Source organism: Lacicoccus alkaliphilus DSM 16010 (assembly GCF_900142805.1).
GTDB lineage: Bacteria > Bacillota > Bacilli > Staphylococcales > Salinicoccaceae > Lacicoccus > Lacicoccus alkaliphilus.
Genome location: NZ_FRCF01000003.1, coordinates 273,703 through 294,261, shown reverse-complemented (window position 1 = coordinate 294,261; position 20,559 = coordinate 273,703). Strand labels below are relative to the sequence as shown.

The following is a 20,559-nucleotide window of genomic DNA, read 5'->3' as shown; positions in this document are numbered from 1 at the left end:
CGTGGAAAAGGATTATCCGGTATTAGCCACGGTTTCCCGCGGTTATCCCCGTCTGATGGGCAGGTTGCCCACGTGTTACTCACCCGTCCGCCGCTCGTCGCCACGGGAGCAAGCTCCCATGAAGACGCGCTCGACTTGCATGTATTAGGCACGCCGCCAGCGTTCATCCTGAGCCAGGATCAAACTCTCCATAAATGGAAAGCTCATCTTGAGCTCGGTCGGTACCATAAGTACCACTGCGTTTTTTTAGTTGGCCGCCTCAACCGCTCCTGTAATAGAAGCTTTTATCGGAATTAAACGTTGACATATTGTCATTCAGTTTTCAATGTTCTTCGTTTGACTGCTTTACTATCTTAGCACAGCTTTTATTTCTTTGCAACAGTAATTTAATATTAATTTAACAAAATTAATATTTGGAATTTCCGTCTGCCGTGCTAGTTGCGTACGTCTCTTAAGACGACTTTTATAGAATACCAAGTTTCTTCAAGACCGTCAACACATTCCGTTCATCTTTTGTTGTACTTTTACAAGCAACCTCGGATGACCTTTGGATCATAGATGAAAAAAGCGCCCGACACCAGTGAAGGTGCCGGGCGTTAAAAGACTTACTGCTGCTTGACGCTGCCTCTTTTGCGGCTTTTTGCCGCCTTCTTATCATCACTTTTGACTTTCCGTTTCTGTTTCTTAGCCTGCTTTTCCAGACGGGCCTCTTCATCCCGTTCTTTTCTGAGTTCTGCACGCTTTTTATCATTGATGTCACTTTTAGTGATTCTTCCACGTCTCTCTTTCTCCTGCCGGGAAGCTTCTATATAATCCGGAAGTTTAATGAGCTGGTACGCATTCATCACAAGAATTGCGAATACCGACCTGAAAATCCATGAGGTGTCATCCACCACTATGAAAGGGATCATCGTGATTGCTGTAATGAACACCATGAAGAATAATGAAGGGATGAAGACATTTGCGCCTTCCACCTGTCGATTCTTGTATCTTGCCACGACGATGCCGAATACAATCATCATTATCGGTATCCACATGAAACCCCATACGGCTCCCTGATCCACACCGACTTCATAAAATCTGAAATAGAATAGGTCGAAGACCGCGTAAATTATGAGTAGCAGCTGGATATAGGGCCAAAAACCTTTGAATATCCCCATACCCAACGGGTGAATGAACAGATATACGAAAAACGCCACTTGACTGATGGTCGCTATCAGTAAACCGAAAGTGATGAACCATACAAGGCCGGCCAGAAATTCCCCGATCTCGCCCCTGAAGAGGTAGCTGGTCACATTTTCATATTCCAGTATCAGACTGATGACAGTGGATATGAGGGTTCCGATGAGTAAAGTGGTGAAATAAAACTTAACCAGATATTTTGATGTCATACAGCTTTCTCCTACTTGTCTTTACTCTGGGCGATGATCCCGTTTGCTATGTCCCTGTAGATATCGCTGATCTGACCTTCTTTGTATATGGAAGGTGCGAAATCATCATGGTCCCACTCCGGCTGGCCGAGCGGCACCTGACCGAGTAACGGGACTTCCAGGTCTGCTGCGAGTTTTTCACCGCCGCCTGTTCCAAAGACATATTCCTTCTGTCCTGTCGTTTCACTTTCAAAATAACTCATGTTCTCAATCACACCGATGATTTCATGATCGGTGTGAAGCGCCATTGAACCAGCACGCGCTGCGACGAACGCTGCTGTCGGGTGAGGCGTTGTGACGATGATCTCTTTACTCGATGGAAGCATCTGATGCACATCAAGGGCAATGTCACCCGTGCCCGGTGGCAGATCGAGGAGCAGATAATCCAATTCACCCCACTGCACTTCATTGAAGAAACTCGTCAGCATTTTACCAAGCATCGGCCCGCGCCAGATGACAGGGGTGTTCTCCTCCACGAAAAATGCCATGGAGATGACTTGGACACCGTAACGGTTGACTGGTATGATCTTCTCATCTTCAACAGCCGGCTTCTCCATTATGCCCATCATATCCGGCACACTGAATCCGTATATGTCAGCATCGATGATCCCCACTTTCTTGCCCGCATTGGCAAGGGATACTGCAATGTTGACTGCGACCGTCGATTTACCGACACCACCCTTACCGGAAGCGATGGCGATGAATTCAGTCTTGCCGTCACTGAACTTGCTTTCTATCTCGGAAGCGTCACTGCCGCGGTGCTCATTGATGAGATCGTCTTCCAATTCTTCAAAGCGGATGCCGACTGTGGCAAAACCGTTTTCCTTAAGCAGGTCGACCACCGTCATCTGCAGGTCAAGCTGCTCCTGTCCACCCATACGTCCGATGGCGAGTTTGACGCTGACATGCTCTTTTTCTTCTTTTATCTTAACTTCCACGATTCCCTCGGTATCTTTCATGGGAATCTTCAGGACCGGATCATTGATTTCACCGAGAAGCTCTTCTACTTCTTTAGTTGATAACATTGTATTTCTCCTTTGTGTTTAAAATTCAATATAATAATCATAACATAATCACTATCTAATAAATAAAAAAATCTCCCCGGATTTATGATAAGCCCCACACTCTTCACTCAAACTCCCTTTTTAGAATGACAGGAAATATTGATTAATACACTCAGGAATATTTAAAATATTCTTAAAATTATGTTGATTTTTCATATTTATTTTTATAATATCAATTGTAAGAAATAAAAATTGAATATTGGGGATGAGATGGATGGAAACTATTGTCGCAATATCCGACTTCCTGTGGGGATATCCCATCATTATCGCGCTTTTGATCACAAGTGTATTCCTGACTTTCCGATTGAAGTTTTTCCAGTTCAGAATACCGCTCTACATATTTCAGCAGACCATCGGACAGGTTGGTAAGAAGACGAAGGGCAAGGGGACCATCACACCATTTCAGACTATGACCACTGCACTGTCTTCCACAATCGGTGCGGCCAACATCGTCGGTGTACCGGTGGCAATCATGCTCGGCGGCCCCGGTGCATTGTTCTGGATGTGGGTCATCGCTTTTCTCGGAATGGCTTTGAAGTTCGGGGAAACCGTACTCGGTGTCCATTACCGTGAGAAAAATGCCGCCGGGGAATATGTGGGCGGTCCCATGTATTATATGCAGAACGGAATCAAGTGGCCGTTGATCGGGAAAATACTCGCTGTCTGGTACGCCTTTTTCCTGATGATAGAACTGATACCAAGCATCATGGTGCAGAGCAACGCCGTTGCCAGTACAGTGACTGACAGTTTCTCGGTGCCGCCGATTTATACCGGCATATCCATTGCCATCTTTGCAGGCATCGTGGTGTTCGGCGGTGTCAGGCGCATCGGCCGGGTCACTTCATATCTGGTGCCTGTGATGGCTTTCTTCTATATTATTGCAGGATTGATCATCATTTTCATGCATGTCGAAATGGTGCCAGAGATATTCGCCCTTATCTTCACCGAAGCTTTCAACCCGACAGCCGCACTCGGCGGAGGCGCCGGTGTCGTATTGGCGGAATCGATCCGGTGGGGATTTGCCCGGGGCATATACAGTAACGAAGCCGGACTCGGTACATCTCCGATTGCCCATGCAGCAGCACAGACCGATCACCCCGTCAGACAGGCCTTCTGGGCCATCGTCCAAATCGTCGTCGATACTCTGGTCGTCTGTACGATCACCGGATTCGTTGTACTGATCACAGGTGTGTGGCAGCATGGTGATGCACATGAGGATAATGTCCGTGAAGCACTGACTTCACGTGCATTTGAAGAGACTTTCGGAACTTTTGGCGGCAGCATGGTCGCGATTGCACTGGTCTTATTCGTTTTCTCCACAATTACAGTCGTTATATTTTACGGTGCAAGACAGGCGGAATTCCTGTTCGGACTATGGGCCGGCAAAGTGATCAAAGTCGTCTATATCGTTTCAATCGTCATCGGTGCCATCGGCGGTGCCACCTTCCTTTGGTCACTGCTCGACCTGACATTGTTCTTTGTAGTGCTGCCGAACCTGATCGCCGTGTTCCTGCTGTCACCTAAAATCATTGAACTTTATAAGGAATTTTTCCATACTGAAGGTAAATACTATAAAAAGGATATGGAATAAAAGAATCGTACTCATCCCGGGGATGAGTACGATTCTTATTTTATATCAAAACCGATCATCCGATCATGATCTTGTTCAGCTCTTCGGCGTCCTTTATGTCAATGCCGAGTTTATCCAGCGTCAGGCCGATTTCAAAATAATCCCTTTCGAGAAGGACCCCGGTCAGTGTGATCACGGAATCCATCACCGGCGTGTCCACTCCCACAGCATCGCCGATGCTTGCCCAGAGTACAAGCCCGCTTTCCACATCTTCAGTGATGTAGCGGTTTTCAAGATGGGTCGGCCCAAGGATTTCACGAAGTACGGGCGATTCATTGAACTGTTTAAGGAGCGGTTTCCCTTCTTCGAAATACCCGCTTCTCACGCTGCGTGCTGATTTATCGACCGCTTCATAGCCAAGCTTCCTGCATATCGCCTGACGTTCTTCGTCTATTTTATGCACGACATTGACCGTATGTTCCGTGATGCCTTCTTTATATAAGTAGAAACTGTCTCCTGCATAGTCGATGCGTCCGGCATTCAGGATGGACGGCCCCGGATGGCTTTCCGGGTTGCCGTTATTCAGCGTGACCTCGATGATGGTTTCAGCTTTGACGAAATCATACATCTCGCTTAGAACTTCCAGCATTTCATCGGTATCTTTGGCCGGATAAGCTGCAAACAGGTTATGCTCATTGAAGCCGATCAACTTCGCTTCATTGGCTGCCGCATCATATCTTGAAGCATAGGTCAGCGACATGGATTCTCCCACTCTGATGTCTTTATCTATGCCAAGCTTCTCCATGACATTGCGGAATCTGATGCTGCACATCGCACTCGCGCTGTTGATATAGATATGCTGTCCATCTTCGATGTACTGTGCGATGTTTTCCGCCACCTTCTCGACAGCAGGTGCAGGTATCGCAAGCATCAGCACATCCTGCCCGCCGACCGCTTCCGTCACATCACGGGTGAAAGAGTGGATCTTCACCGGGTCTCCGTTCAATATGATTTCATTGCTTTCCCTCAGTTTGCTCAAATCACTTTTCGAATCCGGCGACTGATACAAAGTGACCGTATGCCCTCTTTTCGTCAGATCCGCCGCTGCCGTCACTCCACCGTGCCCGGCTCCAAAAATACCAATTTTCAATGCCACCTAAATTCCTCCTTTTTGATAAACCACTTCATCTTCGATGATCGTATACAATACCTTTGCTTCAGGCAATTCTTCCGCCCTGACGTCCATTACGTCCCGGTCGAATACTGTAAAGTCTGCATAATAGCCTTCTTTGATCAGGCCTGAACGGTCACCCCGGTAAACGATTTCCGCAGCATTTTTAGTATACATCTGAAACGCCTCAAAGACGCCGATTTTTTCACTTTCATTATAAACCCCGCTCCGTCCCTCTCTCGTAACAAGCGCGTGAACACCTGAGAGCGGATTGACATCCTCTATCGGCGCGTCCGATCCGCCGCCGAGCAGCAGGCCTTTTTCGCTCATCGTCCTGAAATTATACAGACGCTCCGCCCGCTCTTTACCGATGTAATCCTCGACCCACGGCATGTCTGATGTGAGGAACGTAGGCTGGATATCACATATCACGTTCAGCCTGGACATTCTTTCCATCAGATCAGCATCGAGCAGGCTCACATGGATCAGCCGGTCGTGCAGCCCTTCAGGTGCAGGGTATTTTTCAATCGCATCCAGCACCATCTCGGTCGCCCGGTCACCAATCACATGCACGGCGACCGCATCACCGTTGCGTCTCGCTTTTTGAACGAGCGCTTCAAGGTTTTCACTTGTATGGATGCGCAGCCCGATGTCCTCACTCTGTTCATAAGGTTTTTTCATCAGGGCGGTCCGTCCTCCAAATGCACCGTCTGCGAATATTTTCATGGCATCTTTGTCCACCCAGTCTTTTTTATACCTCGGCGCCTTCTCCACCATCTCTTCATAGACGGATTCATGCCTGAGCAGGTTCACCCTGAATTTTAAGGCATCTTCACCAATCGTGTTCAAATAGGCGTTGAGCGGAATGTCATTCTCTCCGTAATATGCCATATCCTCAGTATGCACACCCGTAACACCGAGCGTATATAAATGTTCCACGGCGACAGTGATGTCATCGCTGACCGATTCGATCGTATCATCGACCTGTGCGGCCCTGAACATGTCGAATGCCGTATCGTACACCCAGCCTGTAAGCTCCCCGTCCGCATCACGCTCATAAGAACCGCCTTCCGGGTCTTCCACAGAAGCATCGACGCCCAGTGCCTCAAGGGCTTTCGTATTGACGATCCCCGCATGCTGGCAGACCCGTGCAACGAGCGTCGGTTTATCCGTCAACACATCCAGTTCATGACGGCTGATGCGGTAGCCGTCTTTAAAATTGTTCTCATCATAACCCAGTATCAAGTCCCATTCCCTGTCGGAACTGTGATCGTTGATCAGTTCTTTTACGCGGTCGACATCATTTTCATCGTATAAAACAAGTGACTTGAGCCTTTTTCCCACCATGACGAGGTGTAGATGTGTATCATTCAATCCCGGCAGCATCGCACCGCCCTGCAGGTCGATCACCTGATCCGCTTCCACTTCTCCCGGGTTGACGGCCGATACTCTGCCGTCTTCCGTCAGGATGCTCTCAAAGACCTCATCCTTTGAAGCCATGCTGTATATCCTGCCGTTTTTATATAGAGTCCTCATTGAACTGCCTCCTTTAAAAAATACTTCATATTAATTTTAATATGAAGTATTCGTGCCTCACTCATCTTCGTCCTGACTCAGCTCTTCGCTGCGGCTTGCTGCAGCCGTCAGGGTCGTGATCAATATTTTTTTCAGGCTCTCACCGTCCAGGGCATCCAGCCCCGCCTCTGTGGTGCCGCGTTTTGATGTAATATTCTTGCGCAGGTCACTGAAAGAGAGCTCGGAATCTTCGACCATCTTGCCGGCCCCGATGACGAGGTTGCGCGTCAGGAACATCGCCTCTTCTTCATCAAAGCCCAACTCCATCAGACTTTCTGCGTATTTTTCATATATATAATAGAGAAAAGCCGATCCGGACCCCGTCGCCGCGGTGATGTTATGCATCTCGTCTTCCTCGACTGTGACGGTTGTTCCAAAACTCTCCATCAATTCTATCAGTTCATCCCTGTCGGTGAAATTACTGGAATAGGATATGCCGTTCACTGAGTGGCGTACCATTGCATTGGTGTTGGGCATGATTCTAGCAATCGGGTTTTCAGTCTTCAATTCCCGCCGGACCGTCTTGATCTGAGTCCCTGCCATGACGGAGACGACTTTTGTCTTCGGTTCAAGATATGGCCTGATTCTGCTGGCAACTGAAGGAAAACTCTGTGGCTTGCTCGCAAGTATCACATAATCTGCATCTTTCAATAGTTCCGTGTCGTCGTAAGAAACATTGACGCCCAGGTTTTCTTTAAAGAACTTTATCTTTTCCTGCATGCTTCTGCTGGTCAAGTATATCTCAGAAGGCTCCACAACTTGATTTTCTATCATTCCGATAAAAATCGCACTTGCCATATTCCCTGCCCCGTAAAAGACAATTTTCATCAAATCAACTCCATAAATATTTTTGACCCAGGTTACATCTTAACAAACTGATGGGAAAAGTGAAGTTTAAATATAAAATACGATGGCCGCATAATGCAATCCGCTTGCAATGATGATGAAGAAGTGCCATATCATATGAAAGTAATTCCGCTCCTTCTGCGAATAAAACCATGCACCTGCAGTATAACTGAGGCCGCCGAGCACAATCAGGCCGATGAAGACCCAGTTCGTTTCGCTGATGATGATGGGTGTAAATAATACGGCCATCCAGCCCATCAGCAAGTAGAAAATCATGCTGACTTTGGAACTGACTCTTGGACTCAGTATTTTGTACAGTATGCCGCACAAGGCTGCAATCCATTGAACGGCGAGTGTGAATGTGCCCCAGAAGCCGCCGATGACCGAAATCGCGATCGGTGTATATGTCCCGGCAATGGCGATATAGATGAAGCTGTGGTCGAGCAGGCGCATGATGTATTTATGCTGGGTATTATGCGCCATGGAGTGGTACAGTGTCGAGGTCAGGAACATGAGCAGTATGCTGATGACATATATAGAGCCGGCGACAGCATGCGCCGTCCCGCCTTCCAGATACATGTACACAGAGGTGAACGGGAGCAGCATGATGAAGACGAGGGCGGCGACACCGTGGCTTACACTGTTCCCCACCTCCTCACCAAAAGATAAAGGGATGATGCCGCGCATCGAACTTTTCTCGCGGGCTTTCCTGTTGTGAGTATGCCTGATTGCACCGTCGTTTCTCTCCATCAGATCAGCCCTTCGGTTTTGAGGGCCTGATAAGCCGTTTCTATGCTGTCTTGACCTTCTTTATTCTTAAGCGGTGAGAACTCCCCTTTTCTGTCCACCTGCAGTGTATGGTGCGTCCCGGCATGGTTGAATGCATCAAAATAAAACTTCTCGAACTTCAGCACTTCTTCCTTCACTTCGTTCAGCTCCGCATCAAGGAAGGAGAGCTTTTTCAAAGCCAGGTGGTAGGGCATTTCAACTTTCCCCGCCTTATCCAGAAAATCCGTCGTGAAAATGTGGATGCCGATATTGCCGTTCAGGAAATCCCGGTCCGATCCTTCCGGCAGTTCCGTATATTCGACCACCGCCTTGGCACCGCCCACCAGACTCAGACGGCCGACGCTCTCGCCAGGCTTCGGCACGATGGATTTTGATGTGATTTCACTTCCGCTTTCCAGATGGAGACCGGCAAGCAGTGGATCCAGCACCTTTACGACTGCATTATCCACATTGTTCATGAAGACATGCCTGACCCCGCGTGCCTTCATATCTTCAAGCATCCCCGACCTATATAATGACGCGAACACACCGCCGTTGCCGTTCGGGGTCATCATGATGCGCCTGTCTGCCGTCAGCAGCAGCGTCTTGTCCTTTCCGACCGGCGGGAAGTGTTCCTGTTTGAAGAAATGCACATTCTCTTCAGGAAGCCCGAAATGATCATTCTGCTTGAAAAATTCAAGGGTTTCGGTGTGATTGATATCGCTCGTCATGATATACCAGTGCACCGGGAGACCCGCTCCGGCCCCATACTTCTTCAGCTGCCTTGCCTGGAGTGCGAATAAAGACACCCCGTCGAATGAGAATGTGCCCTTCGGGCCCGGATGCCCGAGGCGTGTACCCTGCCCCCCTGCCATCAGCAGTACGGCAAACTCACCTTCGTTGATTGAGGTTTCGGCACGCGCTTTCAGTTTCCTTTTGCGTGCTTCTTCGATCGCCTCCTCTGAAATATAGGGAATCTCTTCTATCTTCGCCATATCCACCGGTGGTGGATTGAGGTAAGTCTCCTCATACACCTTCTCTATCTCCCCGATGTCCAGTGCTTCGAAAGTTTCTGCCAGGTGCTGCTGTTCTTCAGCGCCCAGTTTGTAGTATTGCGGAATCCATTTTTCAATCATGGCTTTACTCCTCATCATATTATTCAGTGATCACTTTGCGAATGAGCGGGATGTCTTTTTCCTCCCCGCCGATCTTATAATTATCAAGGATTTTAGTTTTGACGGCTTCAACGGCTTCGGTATTGCTGTATATCGTGACAAGAGAATCCCCCGCTTCGACACGGTCCCCGACTTTTTTATTCAGCATGAGGCCGACGGCAAGGTCGATTTCATCATCTTTCGTCTGACGGCCGGCACCAAGCATGCTGGATGCGACACCCATTGCCTCGGAACCGATTTCCTCGACGTATCCTGCCTCGGTTGATTCCACTTCAAACTTGAATTTTGCCTGTGGCAGTCTGCCGGTGTCATCCACGATGGACGCGTCCCCGCCCTGGTTTTCCAGGAACACTTTGAACTTCTCAAGCGCGCTGCCGTCTTCAATTGCACCCTGCAGCTTCTCCCGCGCTTCTTCAAGTGTCTCTGCCTTGCCGCCGAGCACCACCATCTGGCTGCCGAGTTCGAGGCTCAGTTCGGTCAGGTCACGGGGCCCTTCCCCTCTCAGCGTCTCTATCGCTTCCTGTACTTCGAGTGCGTTGCCGATTGCACGTCCCAGCGGCTCTTCCATGCTCGAGATGATCGCCATCGTATTACGTCCTACATTGTTGCCGATCGAGACCATCGCTGAAGCGAGTTCCGCCGCATCTTCTTCAGTCTTCATGAATGCACCGTCGCCGACTTTCACGTCGAGCACGATTGCATCTGCACCGGCTGCGATCTTCTTGCTCATGATCGAGCTTGCGATCAGCGGGATCGAATTGACCGTCGCCGTCACATCACGCAAGGCATAAAGCTTCTTATCAGCAGGCGTCAGATTGCCCGACTGTCCAATGACCGCGACTTTATCCCTGTTCACGATATCTGTGAATTCCCGCTCTGAGATTTCCACATGGAACCCTTCAACCGCTTCAAGCTTATCGATTGTACCGCCCGTATGGCCGAGCCCACGCCCGCTCATCTTCGCGACAGGCACATCGAGTGCCGCCACGAGCGGTGCAAGGACGAGCGTCGTCGTATCGCCGACACCGCCGGTCGAGTGCTTATCGACTTTCACACCCTCGATCTCCGAGAGGTCGATCTGGTCGCCGGAAGCCACCATCGCCATCGTCAGGTTCGCCCGCTCCTCATCATTCATATCGTTGAAGAACATCGCCATCATCAGGCTCGACACCTGATAGTCCGGTATTTCATCATTCGTATAGCCTTCCACAAAGAAGTCGATTTCCTCTTTGGTGAGTGCTTCCCCGTCACGTTTCTTCGCAATAATATCCACCATTCTCATATGAATCCCTCCTGTATATCAGTCACTCCTGCCCACGGAATGCCTGTCCCTTGCACCTTTATAGTAATCCAGCAGGCGCTTGGAGGCATTGTCCCAGGAATATTTGAGCGCTTCTTCCCTTGCCTCGACCCTGATCCTCTCGTAATTTTCCTTGTCATCGATCATTTCGACCGCCGCAAGCAGGCTGTCGAGATCTCCACTTTCAAAGAGCATACCGTTTTTCCCATGGGTGACCTGCTCCATCGTCGGTCCGCTCTTTGCAGCGATGATGGGGAGGCCGGATGCCATCCCTTCAAGGATGACAAGGCCGAGTGTTTCGGAGATGCTCGGAAAAATGAAGGCATCGCTCGATGCATAAGCTTTTGAGAGCTCTTCACCATGCAGGAAACCGGTGAATACCGTACCCGTGCCTTCAAAGGTCTTCTCAAGCCCTTTTCTTGCCGGGCCGTCCCCGATGATCGCAAGGCTGATGTCCGACCGCTGCTCGAGCATGGGCAAAAGCTTATGTATTTCCTTTTCTATGGCGAGCCTTCCAATGAAGACAAGCAGTTTATTTTCGGGCCTTCCTCCTGTGAGCCGGTCCCGCATCTCTTCGTCCCGGAATTTTGGATGGCGCTTTTCAATATCCACTCCCCGCGGGATGATTGCAAGCCTTTCGACACCTTCGCGATCCAACGTTTCGTACATCGACCGGGAAGTGACCAGATTGACATCCGCATTTTTATGCTGCCTTCTGATATACCACCATAATAAAGGCTTCAACGGTTTATATACGGAATAAAAATCCAGGTATTTCGGCAGATGGGTATGATACGAGGAGACAAGCGGCACTTCAAGCTTCTGTGCAGCGGTCACCGCGCTCGTCGCGAGCAGCAGCGGATTCACGGCGTGGACCACATCCGGCTTGAACTTTTCCAGCTCCCGGTAGACCTTACGGGACGGGAACCCCCATTTCCTGTATCGGTAAAAAGGGAAAGTGACCGGCTTCACGCCGATCACTTTCGCACCTTTGTAGTCTGACACACCGAGATCGGGGGCTATGACCAGCACTTCATGGCCCGCGTGAAGGAAATGATCGATCGCTTTTTTCAATCGTGTGACGATGCCATCAGTCGATGGCAGGAATGTTTCTGTTACAATCGCGATTTTCATGCGTGAGCAGCCTCCAGATTTAAAACTATTTATTTCCAAGTGACCTGTGGCAGTACATTGTCCACGATGATCCTGTCTTTATACTCGAGGCAGTACTCGAGGATCTCTTTCAGTACGTCGTCGGTCAGGAGATGCGGTTCCAGGCCAAGGTCGATCAAGGCCGTATTCACAGCATTATAATAATGTTCCTCCTTCTCCACACGCGGGTTCTCAAGGTTTGAGACTTCAACGTCTATGCCCAGTTCTTTTGCGACGCCCTGTATCTTCTGTGCAAGTTCCAGGACGGAGAATGACTCTGTAAACTGGTTGAACACCCTGAATTCACCTTTATCCGCCGGGTTTTCCGCCGCAATTTCAACGCAGCGTACGGTATCTTTGATGTTCAGATAGCCCCGCGTCTGTCCGCCTGCACCGTAGACGGTCAAATCGTGACCGATCGCCGCCTGTGTGAGGAAGCGGTTCAGTGCTGTACCGAAAATCGCATCATAATCCAGGCGGTTGACGAGGACCGGGTCCTTCAATGTTTCTTCCGTATTCAATCCATATACGACACCCTGGTTCAAGTCCGTTGCACGGATTCCCCAGATTTTGCATGCGAACATGATGTTATCCGTATCATGCACTTTTGTCAGGTGGTAGAAAGATCCCGGCTGTTTCGGGAACGGCAGGACGTCTTTTCTGCCCTTATGTTCGACTTCGATGTACCCTTCTTCGATGTCGATGTTCGGCTGGCCGTATTCGCCCATCGTGCCCAGCTTGATCAGATGGCAGTCCGGTTCGAACTCTTTGATCGCATACAGCACATTCAGGTTGCCGATCACATTATTTTGGTGGGTGTAAACAGCGTGCTCACGGTCGATCATGGAATAAGGCGCCGAACGCTGTTCTGCAAAATGGACGAATGCTTCGGGACGTTCCTGTTTGAACACAAGGCTCAGGAAATCATAATGGTTAAGGTCACCTTCGTAAACTTTGATCTCTTTACCGGTGAGTTCATTCCATTTCGCCACCCGCTCTTCCAGTGAGGCAATCGGCGTGACCGAGTTGGAATTGAGTTCCTCATCATACTTCCTTCTGACCAGATTATCCACTATAGTGACGTCATGCCCTTTTTCAGATAAGTAGAGTGCAGTCGGCCATCCGCAAAAACCGTCTCCTCCAGCTACAATAATTCTCATTTGAACATCCTCCGATTCGCTACGAATATTTTTCCAAGTATACTTATGTATACACCTCCATTATAAATATTAATCGTCACAGTAACAAATTTTTATACGCATCGGCATATTACTTGTTTACAAATTCCACATGGGAAATAAAAGTGGACGGGCGCTTCCGCCCGTCCAATATTCATTTCGTGCCCGTCGTCCACCCTTTGCTGTTGCGGTGCCTTTTTATATGGGCATATATATTATCCCCTGCATACTCTTCATTGGTGTAGACAGTGATATCGAAGTACTGCCCCGTCCCGGACAGCTTCTCTTCAAGATAAAAATCCTTCAAATGCTCGAACAGGTTCTTCATCTGGTCCATCTTCAGGCTCGTGTATTCCCGCAGGACCTTTTTCTGAAGTCCGCCCGGCTGGTCACTGATTTCCTGCACGACGATGACAAATGTCTCATCCTCTTTGATCACATCATCGAAAATATTCGTCTGGCCGTAATCCTTCAAATCCAGCCCCTCCTTTTTATAATTCAGTCCGTAATTCCCACAATTCCTTGAAGAAATATTTATCGATCACACGCTTCAAATAATTGACGCCGGAACTGCCGCCGGTCCCCGTCTTGAAACCGATGATCCGCTCCACCGTCTTCATATGCCTGAAACGCCACTGGCTGTACCTGTCTTCAATATCCACCAGTTTTTCCAGAAGCTCATACAATACGAAATGCTCCTCGGAATTCAGGTAAATCTGCCTGAATGCTGCCTTGACCGAATCGTTCGCTTCATAATCTTTAGTGACATCCCGGTCCAATACCGCTTCATCTATGTGGAACCCGGCCCGGTGGACCGCACGGATCGCCGCATCATATATGCTCGGGGTTTCCAACTGGCGCTTCAGCCGGTCATATATTTCCGGATCTTTTTCATATATCTTCAAAGCGTGAGTCGTCTTATAGCCGAGGCAGTATTCCATCATCCGGTTCTGGTAGGACTGGAACCCGGAGGCGTTGGCCAGCACATCCCTGAATTTCAGGTAATCGCTCGGTGTGAGGGTCGAGAGGACATCCCATGACGCGATGATCTGCTGCTGTGCGTTCGCCACCCGGGCAAGTTTTTTGAACGCGACCCGGAAATCATCCGATTCGATGTCCCGGATTGCCGAATTCAGTTCATGTATCATCAATTTCATCCACAATTCCGAAACATGATGAATGATGATGAACAGCTGCTCGTCATGCTCATCAGACAGCGGCTTCTGCGCCGTGAGCACCTGTTCGAGTGATAAGTATTCCCCGTACGTCATATCCTTATTGAAGTCCGTCTTCACGTCTTCCCCGTTCAGTGTCTTGTCTTGATACTCTGACATTCCTACTCCCCCTTGGCTTTAACGACCGCCCGGACGGGCGAGCCGTCTCCGCCTTTGATCTTTAAAGGCAGGGCGATGAAATCGTAGAACCCTCCCGGCGTCTCCGCCAGTACGACATTCTCGATGATCATGATATCGTTTTGATGCAGTTTGTGATGGATGGTGAGATCTTTGGAATCGAGTGCGTCAACCGACGGCACATCGATGCCGTAAAGCTTTATCCCGAGGGATGCGATGTAGGCGACTGCATCCTCAGCCAGCACCGGCACTTCCTCCGGGAATCTTTCCGTATCATAGGCTTTCTGCGTTCTGATCAGCAAAATACGCCCTTTGACTGTGAAGCGCTCAAGCGCTTCTCTGGTGATTTCTCCTGTATCATACACTTCGATGATGGTGGCCTCCCCGATGTACCGGTTGACATCGAGTGTTTCAATGGTCCTACCAGCCTCATCGAAGTGGAACGGTGCATCGATATGTGTCCCGGTATGTGTGCTCGTCGTGATCTTGCCGATATTCACCGAGCCTGTATCCGCTTTGGTGACAGGCACTTCAAAATTGAAAGGTGTATCTTCCGGCCAGTGCGCCGTGTCTTCCGTCAGTGTCTGTGTGATGTCGATCCATGTCATGCGACCACTCCCCGCTGATTCCCGAATTTTTTATAAGTTCCGTCGTCCATGATCTCCTTTAATATCCTGAGTGTGTGATAAACATCTTCAAAACTGTTGTAGAGGGCGACAGGCGCAATCCTGACATAACCCGGCGCCCTGAAGTCGGGGATGACACCCCTGGATTTCAATGCCGCAGTGATGCCTGCAGCATGTTCATGACCGATCAGCACATGGCCGCCCCGCGCGTCCGCTCCACGCGGCGTCACGATTTCAATGCCGTATTCCTTGAATTCAGCATCCAGCACCTCAAGCATGAGACCGGTCAGCCTGAGTGATTTCTCCCTGACCTTTGCGATGCCCACGTCATTGAATATCTCCAAAGCGCCGAGCAGAGGTGCCATGGAGAGTATATGCGGGGTGCCGATCTGGTACTGGCTGATGTCTTCCGCCGGGTCGAATGCATGATCCATATCGAACTGGGTTTCTTTATTGTTGCCGAACCAGCCTTTCAAAGAGGCATGTTTTCGGTGATGTCCGGGGTGGACATAAAGACCCGCCACAGATCCCGGTCCGCCATTCAGGTGCTTGTAGGTGCACCACACCGCAAAGTCGACGCCCCAGTCCTTCAATTCGTGCGGGATGGCCCCGATGGAATGGCACAGGTCGAAACCGATGATGATCCCCTTCTCATGTGCGGCTTCAGTCAATCTTTCCATATCCAGGATCTGACCGCTTCTGTAAAGAATGGACGGCAAAAAGACCATCGCCACACTCTCATCCATGAGACCGATGATGTCCTCCGTCTCCAGTGTGTGGCCGTCGCGGCTTTCCGCCTTCAGCAGTGCATCACCGCGTCCGTAATCATCCAGCACAGCCTGTACCGCGTATATATCCGACGGGAAATTCAGTTCATCGACGATGACCTTATACCTGGAACCGGTCGGCCGGTACAGTGTGCGCACGGCCTGGTGGATATTCACCGTCGTGGAATTGGCCGCAAGCACCGATCCCTTGTCCGCTCCGATGAGCCCCGCCATCAGTTCCCCGATCCTCTCGGACATGTAGAACCACGGCCGCTCCCCTTCCGTCCAGCCGTCGATGCCGAGGGTTTTCCAGTCATCCAGAACATCCAGAACACTCGCTTCTGCGCGCCGGCTCATGAGACCGAGCGAGTTTCCATCCATATAATATAGATTTTCGCCGATATAGAATTCATTTTTGTAATTCCCGATATGATCTTCCGCATCGTACTGCTTCGCGGTTTCAAGCCATTTTTCCATTTGATATCTCTCCTGTCGTCATGTGTAAGCGCTTAAGTTCATTTTATAGAAATTCCCGGCCTTTATCAATGATAGACAGTGCCCGCTTTGGTACAATGGCACTAAATGAAGATTGGAGTGTGTTTATGCAGAATCTACAAGGTAAGAACGCCATCATCACCGGGGGCAGCCGCGGCATCGGTTTCCATACCGCGCTGAACCTGGCGGATGAAGGCGTCAATGTGGCAATCATGGGCCGCGATGAAAAAGCGCTGGAAGAAGCGAAATCGGAAATCGCCAAAACAGGCGTTGAAGTCATCGCCATCAGTGCGGATGTATCCAATGAAGCAGGCGTACAGTCAGCTGTCGAAGAAGCGAATGAAACATTCGATTCCATCGATATCTTGATCAACAATGCCGGCCTGATGGATAACGGACCGTTCCTCGAGTCCAATACCGAAGATTTCGAGAAGATGATGCAGGTCAATGTCTTTGGGATGTATCATATGCTGAAAGCGGTGCTGCCGGGAATGGTGGAACAGAAGAGCGGTGATGTCGTCAATATCGCTTCCGTATCCGGACTCCGTTCCGGGCCGGGCGGATCACTTTATTCAGCGACGAAATTCGCCGTCATCGGCATGACCGAAGGGCTGCTCAAGGAAATGCGGCCGCACAACGTCCGTGTCTCCTACCTGACACCTTCCGCCGTCAACACATCGCTGATCGGCAACACGAAGCTCGATGAGGCCACCATGACCCAGCCTGAAGATATTGCAGACATCATCGTCAACAACCTGAAGATCCATCCGCGTACGCTCGTTAAAAACACCGAAATGTGGGCAACGAACCCTCAGGAAAAATAATAGGACTGGAGTGATTGAAATGGTGGGACCGGCTTTAAGAAAGTTCGATTCACACAAAGCGATCCATGACGCCGGGCTCGGCGGAGCGAAAGAAAGAATCGAAGGCATGAGGGGACTCCTGGAGAAAAAGGAATATGCCCATCTCGCCGAAGAGGTCGATTCATTCATCGAATTCGTGGAAGGCAAGATCATCGTCCATGCAGATACGGAAGAGGAAGAGAACGGGCTGTATACAGTTGCGGTGAAAAATGATCCCGGCCTGCACGACAAAGTACAGCATCTGATCCGTGATCATGACATCATGCGGATCATTGCAGGCAAAATGAAAGATGAGATCCGCAGGGAGGACCCCGATTACCAGCAGCTGATCGATTTTGCCAATTCGGTCATCATAGTGAATGAAATCCATTCCCGTGACGAGGAAGAGGCACTGCTTGAGAAGTAACGGCTGAACACGCCTGTAAGGCGTGTTTTTTTATGATAGTGTTTAATATATGTCATTTTAGTGAATATCAATTTTAAAAGGGGTGTGACCAATTTGAAGAAAAAGAAAAATAAATGGCAATTGATTGATAAGAAAATTTTGATTCCTTCCGTGCTCTTCATCATACTTATCAGCATCCCCTTCGCACTGTACGAATCGGAAACATTGGATTTGCTCAACAGCATATTCGATGCCATCGTGACGAACTTCGGCTGGGGGTACATATGGTATGCAAACATACTCGTCCTGATAGGACTCTACCTGGCCTTTTCAAAATACGGAAAAGTGGTGCTCGGGGACCCCGCTGCCAAGCCTGATTTCACGCTCTTCCAGTATTCATCGCTTCTTATTGCGATGGGCCTCGGGTCCACCATCATGAGGACCGGCATGATCCAATGGGCGGACATCGCCAATAATCCGCCCGCCGGCATCGAAGCGGGGTCAGCGGAGTCCATGTTATGGGGTAATTCCTATTCCATGTTCATCTGGAGCCTCCAGACATTTTCCATATTCGTCATGGCTGCTCCTGCAATCGCCTATATCATTCATGTGAAGAAGCGTCCGATGATGCGCATTTCCGAAGCCACAAGGATATTGTTCGGGGATAAGTTCACCGACGGCATCGGCGGCACCATCCTGGATATTTTATTCCTTGTGAGCATCCTTTCAGGTGCCGCGGTGACACTCGGGCTCGGAACACCGATCATCACATCGAATCTGGCGGCACTCCTTGATACGGAAGTGACATTCACGATGACCCTGATCGTCACCATCCTCTGGGTCTTCCTCTTTTCACTCAGCGCATATGTCGGCATCGAGAAGGGCATCAAGCGTCTGAGTGTCGCCAACATCTATATGTCGGCAGGCCTGGCCCTGTTCATAATCATCGTCGGACCGGGGATATTCATCATGGATTTCTTCACGGATACCGTGGGGCATCTGGTCAGCAATTATATGACGATTTCATTCTTCACGGAATCCACCGTGATCGAACAGACATCCTTCATCAAGAACCACCTTGTTTTCTGGTTTGCTTATAACGCCACGTGGGCGATGCTCCACAGCGTCTTTGCAGCGAGGATTTCAAGAGGACGCACCATCAAGGAAATGATCTTGACCTACATGGTCGCCCCGACCGCCCTGTCATGGGTGGCCACGGGAATCCTCGGCGGCATCGGCGTACACCGCCAGCTGACGGGTGAGCTTGATGTACTTTCGCTTGCGGACGAAAATGAACCGACCGCAATCATCCCGGTCATCCTTGAGACACTTCCGCTGTCGACGATCGTCATGGTGGTCTTCATCATCATTGCCATGATATTCCTGACCACCACACTCGATTCCACGACATTCACCATAGCGGCCTACACCAGCAAGGAAGATATGAGTGAGCAGGACCCGTCTAAGTTCGTCCGCATACTTGTCGCTGTGATCATCACGGTGCTTGCACTCGCTCTGATGCAGATCGGCGGACTTGCACCGCTCGAAGTGGTCTCCGGCATGATGGGCATACCGATCATCGCGATCCAGTTCATCCTCGTCTATGCCGCCATCAAGATGATGGACAGGGATAAAGCGTGGAAGTATAACATCAGAAAAGAAGACTAGGATAAAAATGACGACCGCAGCAGATGATCATCTGCTGCGGCTTTTTTTTGATTTCGATTGTTTTCGGGCCAACAATACGAATTTGCATCTTGATTCCTCAACCTTCGGCGACATACTGATGAATTCCGATGGCACTGTCCTTATTTTCACCTTTCAAGTTGACCCTTCCATAAGTTTAGGGTATCCTAATAAATAAGTTAGACTAACCATAATTGGAGGAGATTCATTTGAAACGATTTACATTGATTTTGACAATGCTCTTGACCCTGATCATTTCCGCATGCGGAAACGGGGAAGCGGGAGATGCTGATGCTGAGGAAGACGGCCGTGAGCAGATTGCGGTCACCACAACTTTCCTGTATGACATGGTAAATGTATTGGAAGAAGGCGTGGATGGATTCGCTGTGGAATTGGTCATTCCTGCCGGGGAGGACCCACACGTCTATGAGCCGACCTCAAGCGATCTCCGGACATTCAACGAGGCGGATATCATCATGTATCAGGGCCTCGATTTCGAAGGCCGGATGGTGGATGTCCTTGAAGATGGTGTCGCCGTCGCGGAAAACCTCAGCAATGAGGACCTGGAGACTATGGAAGAAGAGGGGGAAGAGGTCATTGATCCCCATTTCTGGTTCGACATAGATTTGTATAAAGTGGCCATGCAGAATGTCATGGACATTCTGGTTGAAAACCATCCTGATGGGGAAGCGCAGTATCAGGAAAATCTCGATGCATATTTTAGCGAGCTTGAGGAACTGGATCAGTATGTGAGCGACAGGATTGAAGAAATCCCGGACCAATCGAGAATCGTCGTCACGCCGCATGATGCATTCGGGTACCTCGCTGCCTCCTATGACATTGAAGTGCATGCACCTCAAGGCTTTTCGACGGATTCTGAAGTATCCAACAACCAGATACAACAGACTGCAAATTTGATTGTTGAAAATGACATCAATGCCATATTCGTTGAAACGACGACGAACCCTGACCGGATGCAGCGCCTTCAGGAAGTCGTAGAGTCCGAAGGGGGGACGGTTGAAGTCGTGAGCGGCGGAGAAAATGCCCTGCTTTCCGACTCGCTCGCCCCTGAAGGTGAAACTGGCGACACTTATATCACGATGTACAGACATAACATCGATGTGATTGCAGATCACTTACAATAAGGAGGACCATC

General features: G+C 49.7%; 19 protein-coding genes and 1 rRNA gene. 5 read left to right on the top strand and 15 right to left on the bottom strand.

Annotated features, from left to right (window positions below; all coding sequences use genetic code 11):
* The 3 genes from BUA12_RS06215 to BUA12_RS06205 all read right to left on the bottom strand — a co-directional run.
* Positions 1–195 (bottom strand): 16S ribosomal RNA (locus BUA12_RS06215); the annotation flags it as partial.
* Positions 196–605: 410 nt separating this feature from the next.
* Positions 606–1,391, bottom strand: coding sequence for a KinB-signaling pathway activation protein (locus BUA12_RS06210; protein WP_072709480.1), 786 nt, complete (start codon positions 1,389–1,391; stop codon positions 606–608).
* Between the two features lie 11 nt (positions 1,392–1,402).
* On the bottom strand, positions 1,403–2,455 hold the full coding sequence (locus BUA12_RS06205) for an Mrp/NBP35 family ATP-binding protein (RefSeq protein ID WP_072709478.1): 1,053 nt from the start codon (positions 2,453–2,455) through the stop codon (positions 1,403–1,405).
* Positions 2,456–2,708: 253 nt separating this feature from the next.
* Here BUA12_RS06205 and BUA12_RS06200 point away from each other — a divergent pair, with 253 nt between their 5' ends.
* A complete protein-coding gene (locus tag BUA12_RS06200) occupies positions 2,709–4,085 on the top strand; it encodes an alanine/glycine:cation symporter family protein (RefSeq protein ID WP_072709476.1) in 1,377 nt (458 codons plus the stop codon).
* 55 nt (positions 4,086–4,140) lie between these two features.
* On the opposite strand, the gene BUA12_RS06195 is transcribed toward BUA12_RS06200, so the two are convergent.
* From BUA12_RS06195 to kynU, 12 genes are all read right to left on the bottom strand, one after another.
* Positions 4,141–5,220: an NAD/NADP-dependent octopine/nopaline dehydrogenase family protein gene (locus BUA12_RS06195; RefSeq protein ID WP_084669966.1), complete on the bottom strand. Its 1,080-nt coding sequence runs from the start codon at positions 5,218–5,220 to the stop codon at positions 4,141–4,143.
* On the bottom strand, positions 5,221–6,771 hold the full coding sequence (locus BUA12_RS06190) for an amidohydrolase (RefSeq protein WP_072709475.1): 1,551 nt from the start codon (positions 6,769–6,771) through the stop codon (positions 5,221–5,223).
* 57 nt (positions 6,772–6,828) lie between these two features.
* The gene (proC, locus tag BUA12_RS06185; RefSeq protein WP_072709473.1) at positions 6,829–7,638 is read right to left on the bottom strand and encodes a pyrroline-5-carboxylate reductase; all 810 of its coding nucleotides are present in this window, start codon (positions 7,636–7,638) and stop codon (positions 6,829–6,831) included.
* A gap of 66 nt (positions 7,639–7,704) precedes the next feature.
* Positions 7,705–8,406, bottom strand: coding sequence for a PAQR family membrane homeostasis protein TrhA (gene trhA, locus BUA12_RS06180; RefSeq protein WP_072709472.1), 702 nt, complete (start codon positions 8,404–8,406; stop codon positions 7,705–7,707).
* Positions 8,406–9,560 (bottom strand): UTP--glucose-1-phosphate uridylyltransferase, encoded by a 1,155-nt coding sequence (locus tag BUA12_RS06175; protein ID WP_084669964.1) that lies wholly within the window; start codon positions 9,558–9,560, stop codon positions 8,406–8,408. The genes trhA and BUA12_RS06175 overlap by 1 nt, the downstream gene beginning before the upstream one ends.
* Before the next feature lie 19 nt (positions 9,561–9,579).
* Positions 9,580–10,881, bottom strand: a complete 1,302-nt coding sequence (locus BUA12_RS06170) for a pyrimidine-nucleoside phosphorylase (RefSeq protein WP_072709471.1) — start codon at positions 10,879–10,881, stop codon at positions 9,580–9,582.
* An 18-nt stretch (positions 10,882–10,899) separates the two neighbouring features.
* Positions 10,900–12,033, bottom strand: a complete 1,134-nt coding sequence (locus tag BUA12_RS06165; protein WP_072709470.1) for a glycosyltransferase — start codon at positions 12,031–12,033, stop codon at positions 10,900–10,902.
* Between the two features lie 29 nt (positions 12,034–12,062).
* Positions 12,063–13,211, bottom strand: coding sequence for an NAD-dependent epimerase/dehydratase family protein (locus BUA12_RS06160; protein WP_072709469.1), 1,149 nt, complete (start codon positions 13,209–13,211; stop codon positions 12,063–12,065).
* 172 nt (positions 13,212–13,383) lie between these two features.
* Positions 13,384–13,704: a hypothetical protein gene (locus BUA12_RS06155; protein WP_072709467.1), complete on the bottom strand. Its 321-nt coding sequence runs from the start codon at positions 13,702–13,704 to the stop codon at positions 13,384–13,386.
* 16 nt (positions 13,705–13,720) lie between these two features.
* Complete coding sequence (locus BUA12_RS06150) at positions 13,721–14,563, bottom strand: tryptophan 2,3-dioxygenase (protein ID WP_072709465.1); 843 nt, start codon at positions 14,561–14,563, stop codon at positions 13,721–13,723.
* Positions 14,564–14,565: 2 nt separating this feature from the next.
* Positions 14,566–15,189: an arylformamidase gene (kynB, locus tag BUA12_RS06145; RefSeq protein ID WP_072709463.1), complete on the bottom strand. Its 624-nt coding sequence runs from the start codon at positions 15,187–15,189 to the stop codon at positions 14,566–14,568.
* Positions 15,186–16,451: a kynureninase gene (gene kynU / locus BUA12_RS06140; protein ID WP_072709461.1), complete on the bottom strand. Its 1,266-nt coding sequence runs from the start codon at positions 16,449–16,451 to the stop codon at positions 15,186–15,188. The genes kynB and kynU overlap by 4 nt, the downstream gene beginning before the upstream one ends.
* Positions 16,452–16,576: 125 nt before the next feature.
* Between kynU and BUA12_RS06135 the strand changes: the two genes are divergently transcribed.
* The 4 genes from BUA12_RS06135 (at position 16,577) to BUA12_RS06120 (ending at position 20,548) form a co-directional block, all read left to right on the top strand.
* Positions 16,577–17,293, top strand: coding sequence for an SDR family NAD(P)-dependent oxidoreductase (locus tag BUA12_RS06135; protein ID WP_072709459.1), 717 nt, complete (start codon positions 16,577–16,579; stop codon positions 17,291–17,293).
* Between the two features lie 19 nt (positions 17,294–17,312).
* Positions 17,313–17,738, top strand: coding sequence for a hypothetical protein (locus BUA12_RS06130; RefSeq protein ID WP_072709457.1), 426 nt, complete (start codon positions 17,313–17,315; stop codon positions 17,736–17,738).
* A 93-nt stretch (positions 17,739–17,831) separates the two neighbouring features.
* The gene (locus BUA12_RS06125) at positions 17,832–19,385 is read left to right on the top strand and encodes a BCCT family transporter (RefSeq protein ID WP_072709455.1); all 1,554 of its coding nucleotides are present in this window, start codon (positions 17,832–17,834) and stop codon (positions 19,383–19,385) included.
* A gap of 227 nt (positions 19,386–19,612) precedes the next feature.
* Positions 19,613–20,548: a metal ABC transporter solute-binding protein, Zn/Mn family gene (locus BUA12_RS06120; RefSeq protein WP_084669962.1), complete on the top strand. Its 936-nt coding sequence runs from the start codon at positions 19,613–19,615 to the stop codon at positions 20,546–20,548.
* Positions 20,549–20,559 lie beyond the last annotated feature (11 nt).

Coding starts and splice junctions, on each gene's coding strand:
- BUA12_RS06210 (WP_072709480.1), bottom strand. CDS start 1,391: ATGACATCAAAATATCTGGTTAAGTTTTATTTCACCACTTTACTCATC.
- BUA12_RS06205 (WP_072709478.1), bottom strand. CDS start 2,455: ATGTTATCAACTAAAGAAGTAGAAGAGCTTCTCGGTGAAATCAATGAT.
- BUA12_RS06200 (WP_072709476.1), top strand. CDS start 2,709: ATGGAAACTATTGTCGCAATATCCGACTTCCTGTGGGGATATCCCATC.
- BUA12_RS06190 (WP_072709475.1), bottom strand. CDS start 6,771: ATGAGGACTCTATATAAAAACGGCAGGATATACAGCATGGCTTCAAAG.
- proC (WP_072709473.1), bottom strand. CDS start 7,638: ATGAAAATTGTCTTTTACGGGGCAGGGAATATGGCAAGTGCGATTTTT.
- trhA (WP_072709472.1), bottom strand. CDS start 8,406: ATGGAGAGAAACGACGGTGCAATCAGGCATACTCACAACAGGAAAGCC.
- BUA12_RS06175 (WP_084669964.1), bottom strand. CDS start 9,560: ATGATTGAAAAATGGATTCCGCAATACTACAAACTGGGCGCTGAAGAA.
- BUA12_RS06170 (WP_072709471.1), bottom strand. CDS start 10,881: ATGAGAATGGTGGATATTATTGCGAAGAAACGTGACGGGGAAGCACTC.
- BUA12_RS06165 (WP_072709470.1), bottom strand. CDS start 12,033: ATGAAAATCGCGATTGTAACAGAAACATTCCTGCCATCGACTGATGGC.
- BUA12_RS06160 (WP_072709469.1), bottom strand. CDS start 13,211: ATGAGAATTATTGTAGCTGGAGGAGACGGTTTTTGCGGATGGCCGACT.
- BUA12_RS06150 (WP_072709465.1), bottom strand. CDS start 14,563: ATGTCAGAGTATCAAGACAAGACACTGAACGGGGAAGACGTGAAGACG.
- kynB (WP_072709463.1), bottom strand. CDS start 15,189: ATGACATGGATCGACATCACACAGACACTGACGGAAGACACGGCGCAC.
- kynU (WP_072709461.1), bottom strand. CDS start 16,451: ATGGAAAAATGGCTTGAAACCGCGAAGCAGTACGATGCGGAAGATCAT.
- BUA12_RS06135 (WP_072709459.1), top strand. CDS start 16,577: ATGCAGAATCTACAAGGTAAGAACGCCATCATCACCGGGGGCAGCCGC.
- BUA12_RS06130 (WP_072709457.1), top strand. CDS start 17,313: ATGGTGGGACCGGCTTTAAGAAAGTTCGATTCACACAAAGCGATCCAT.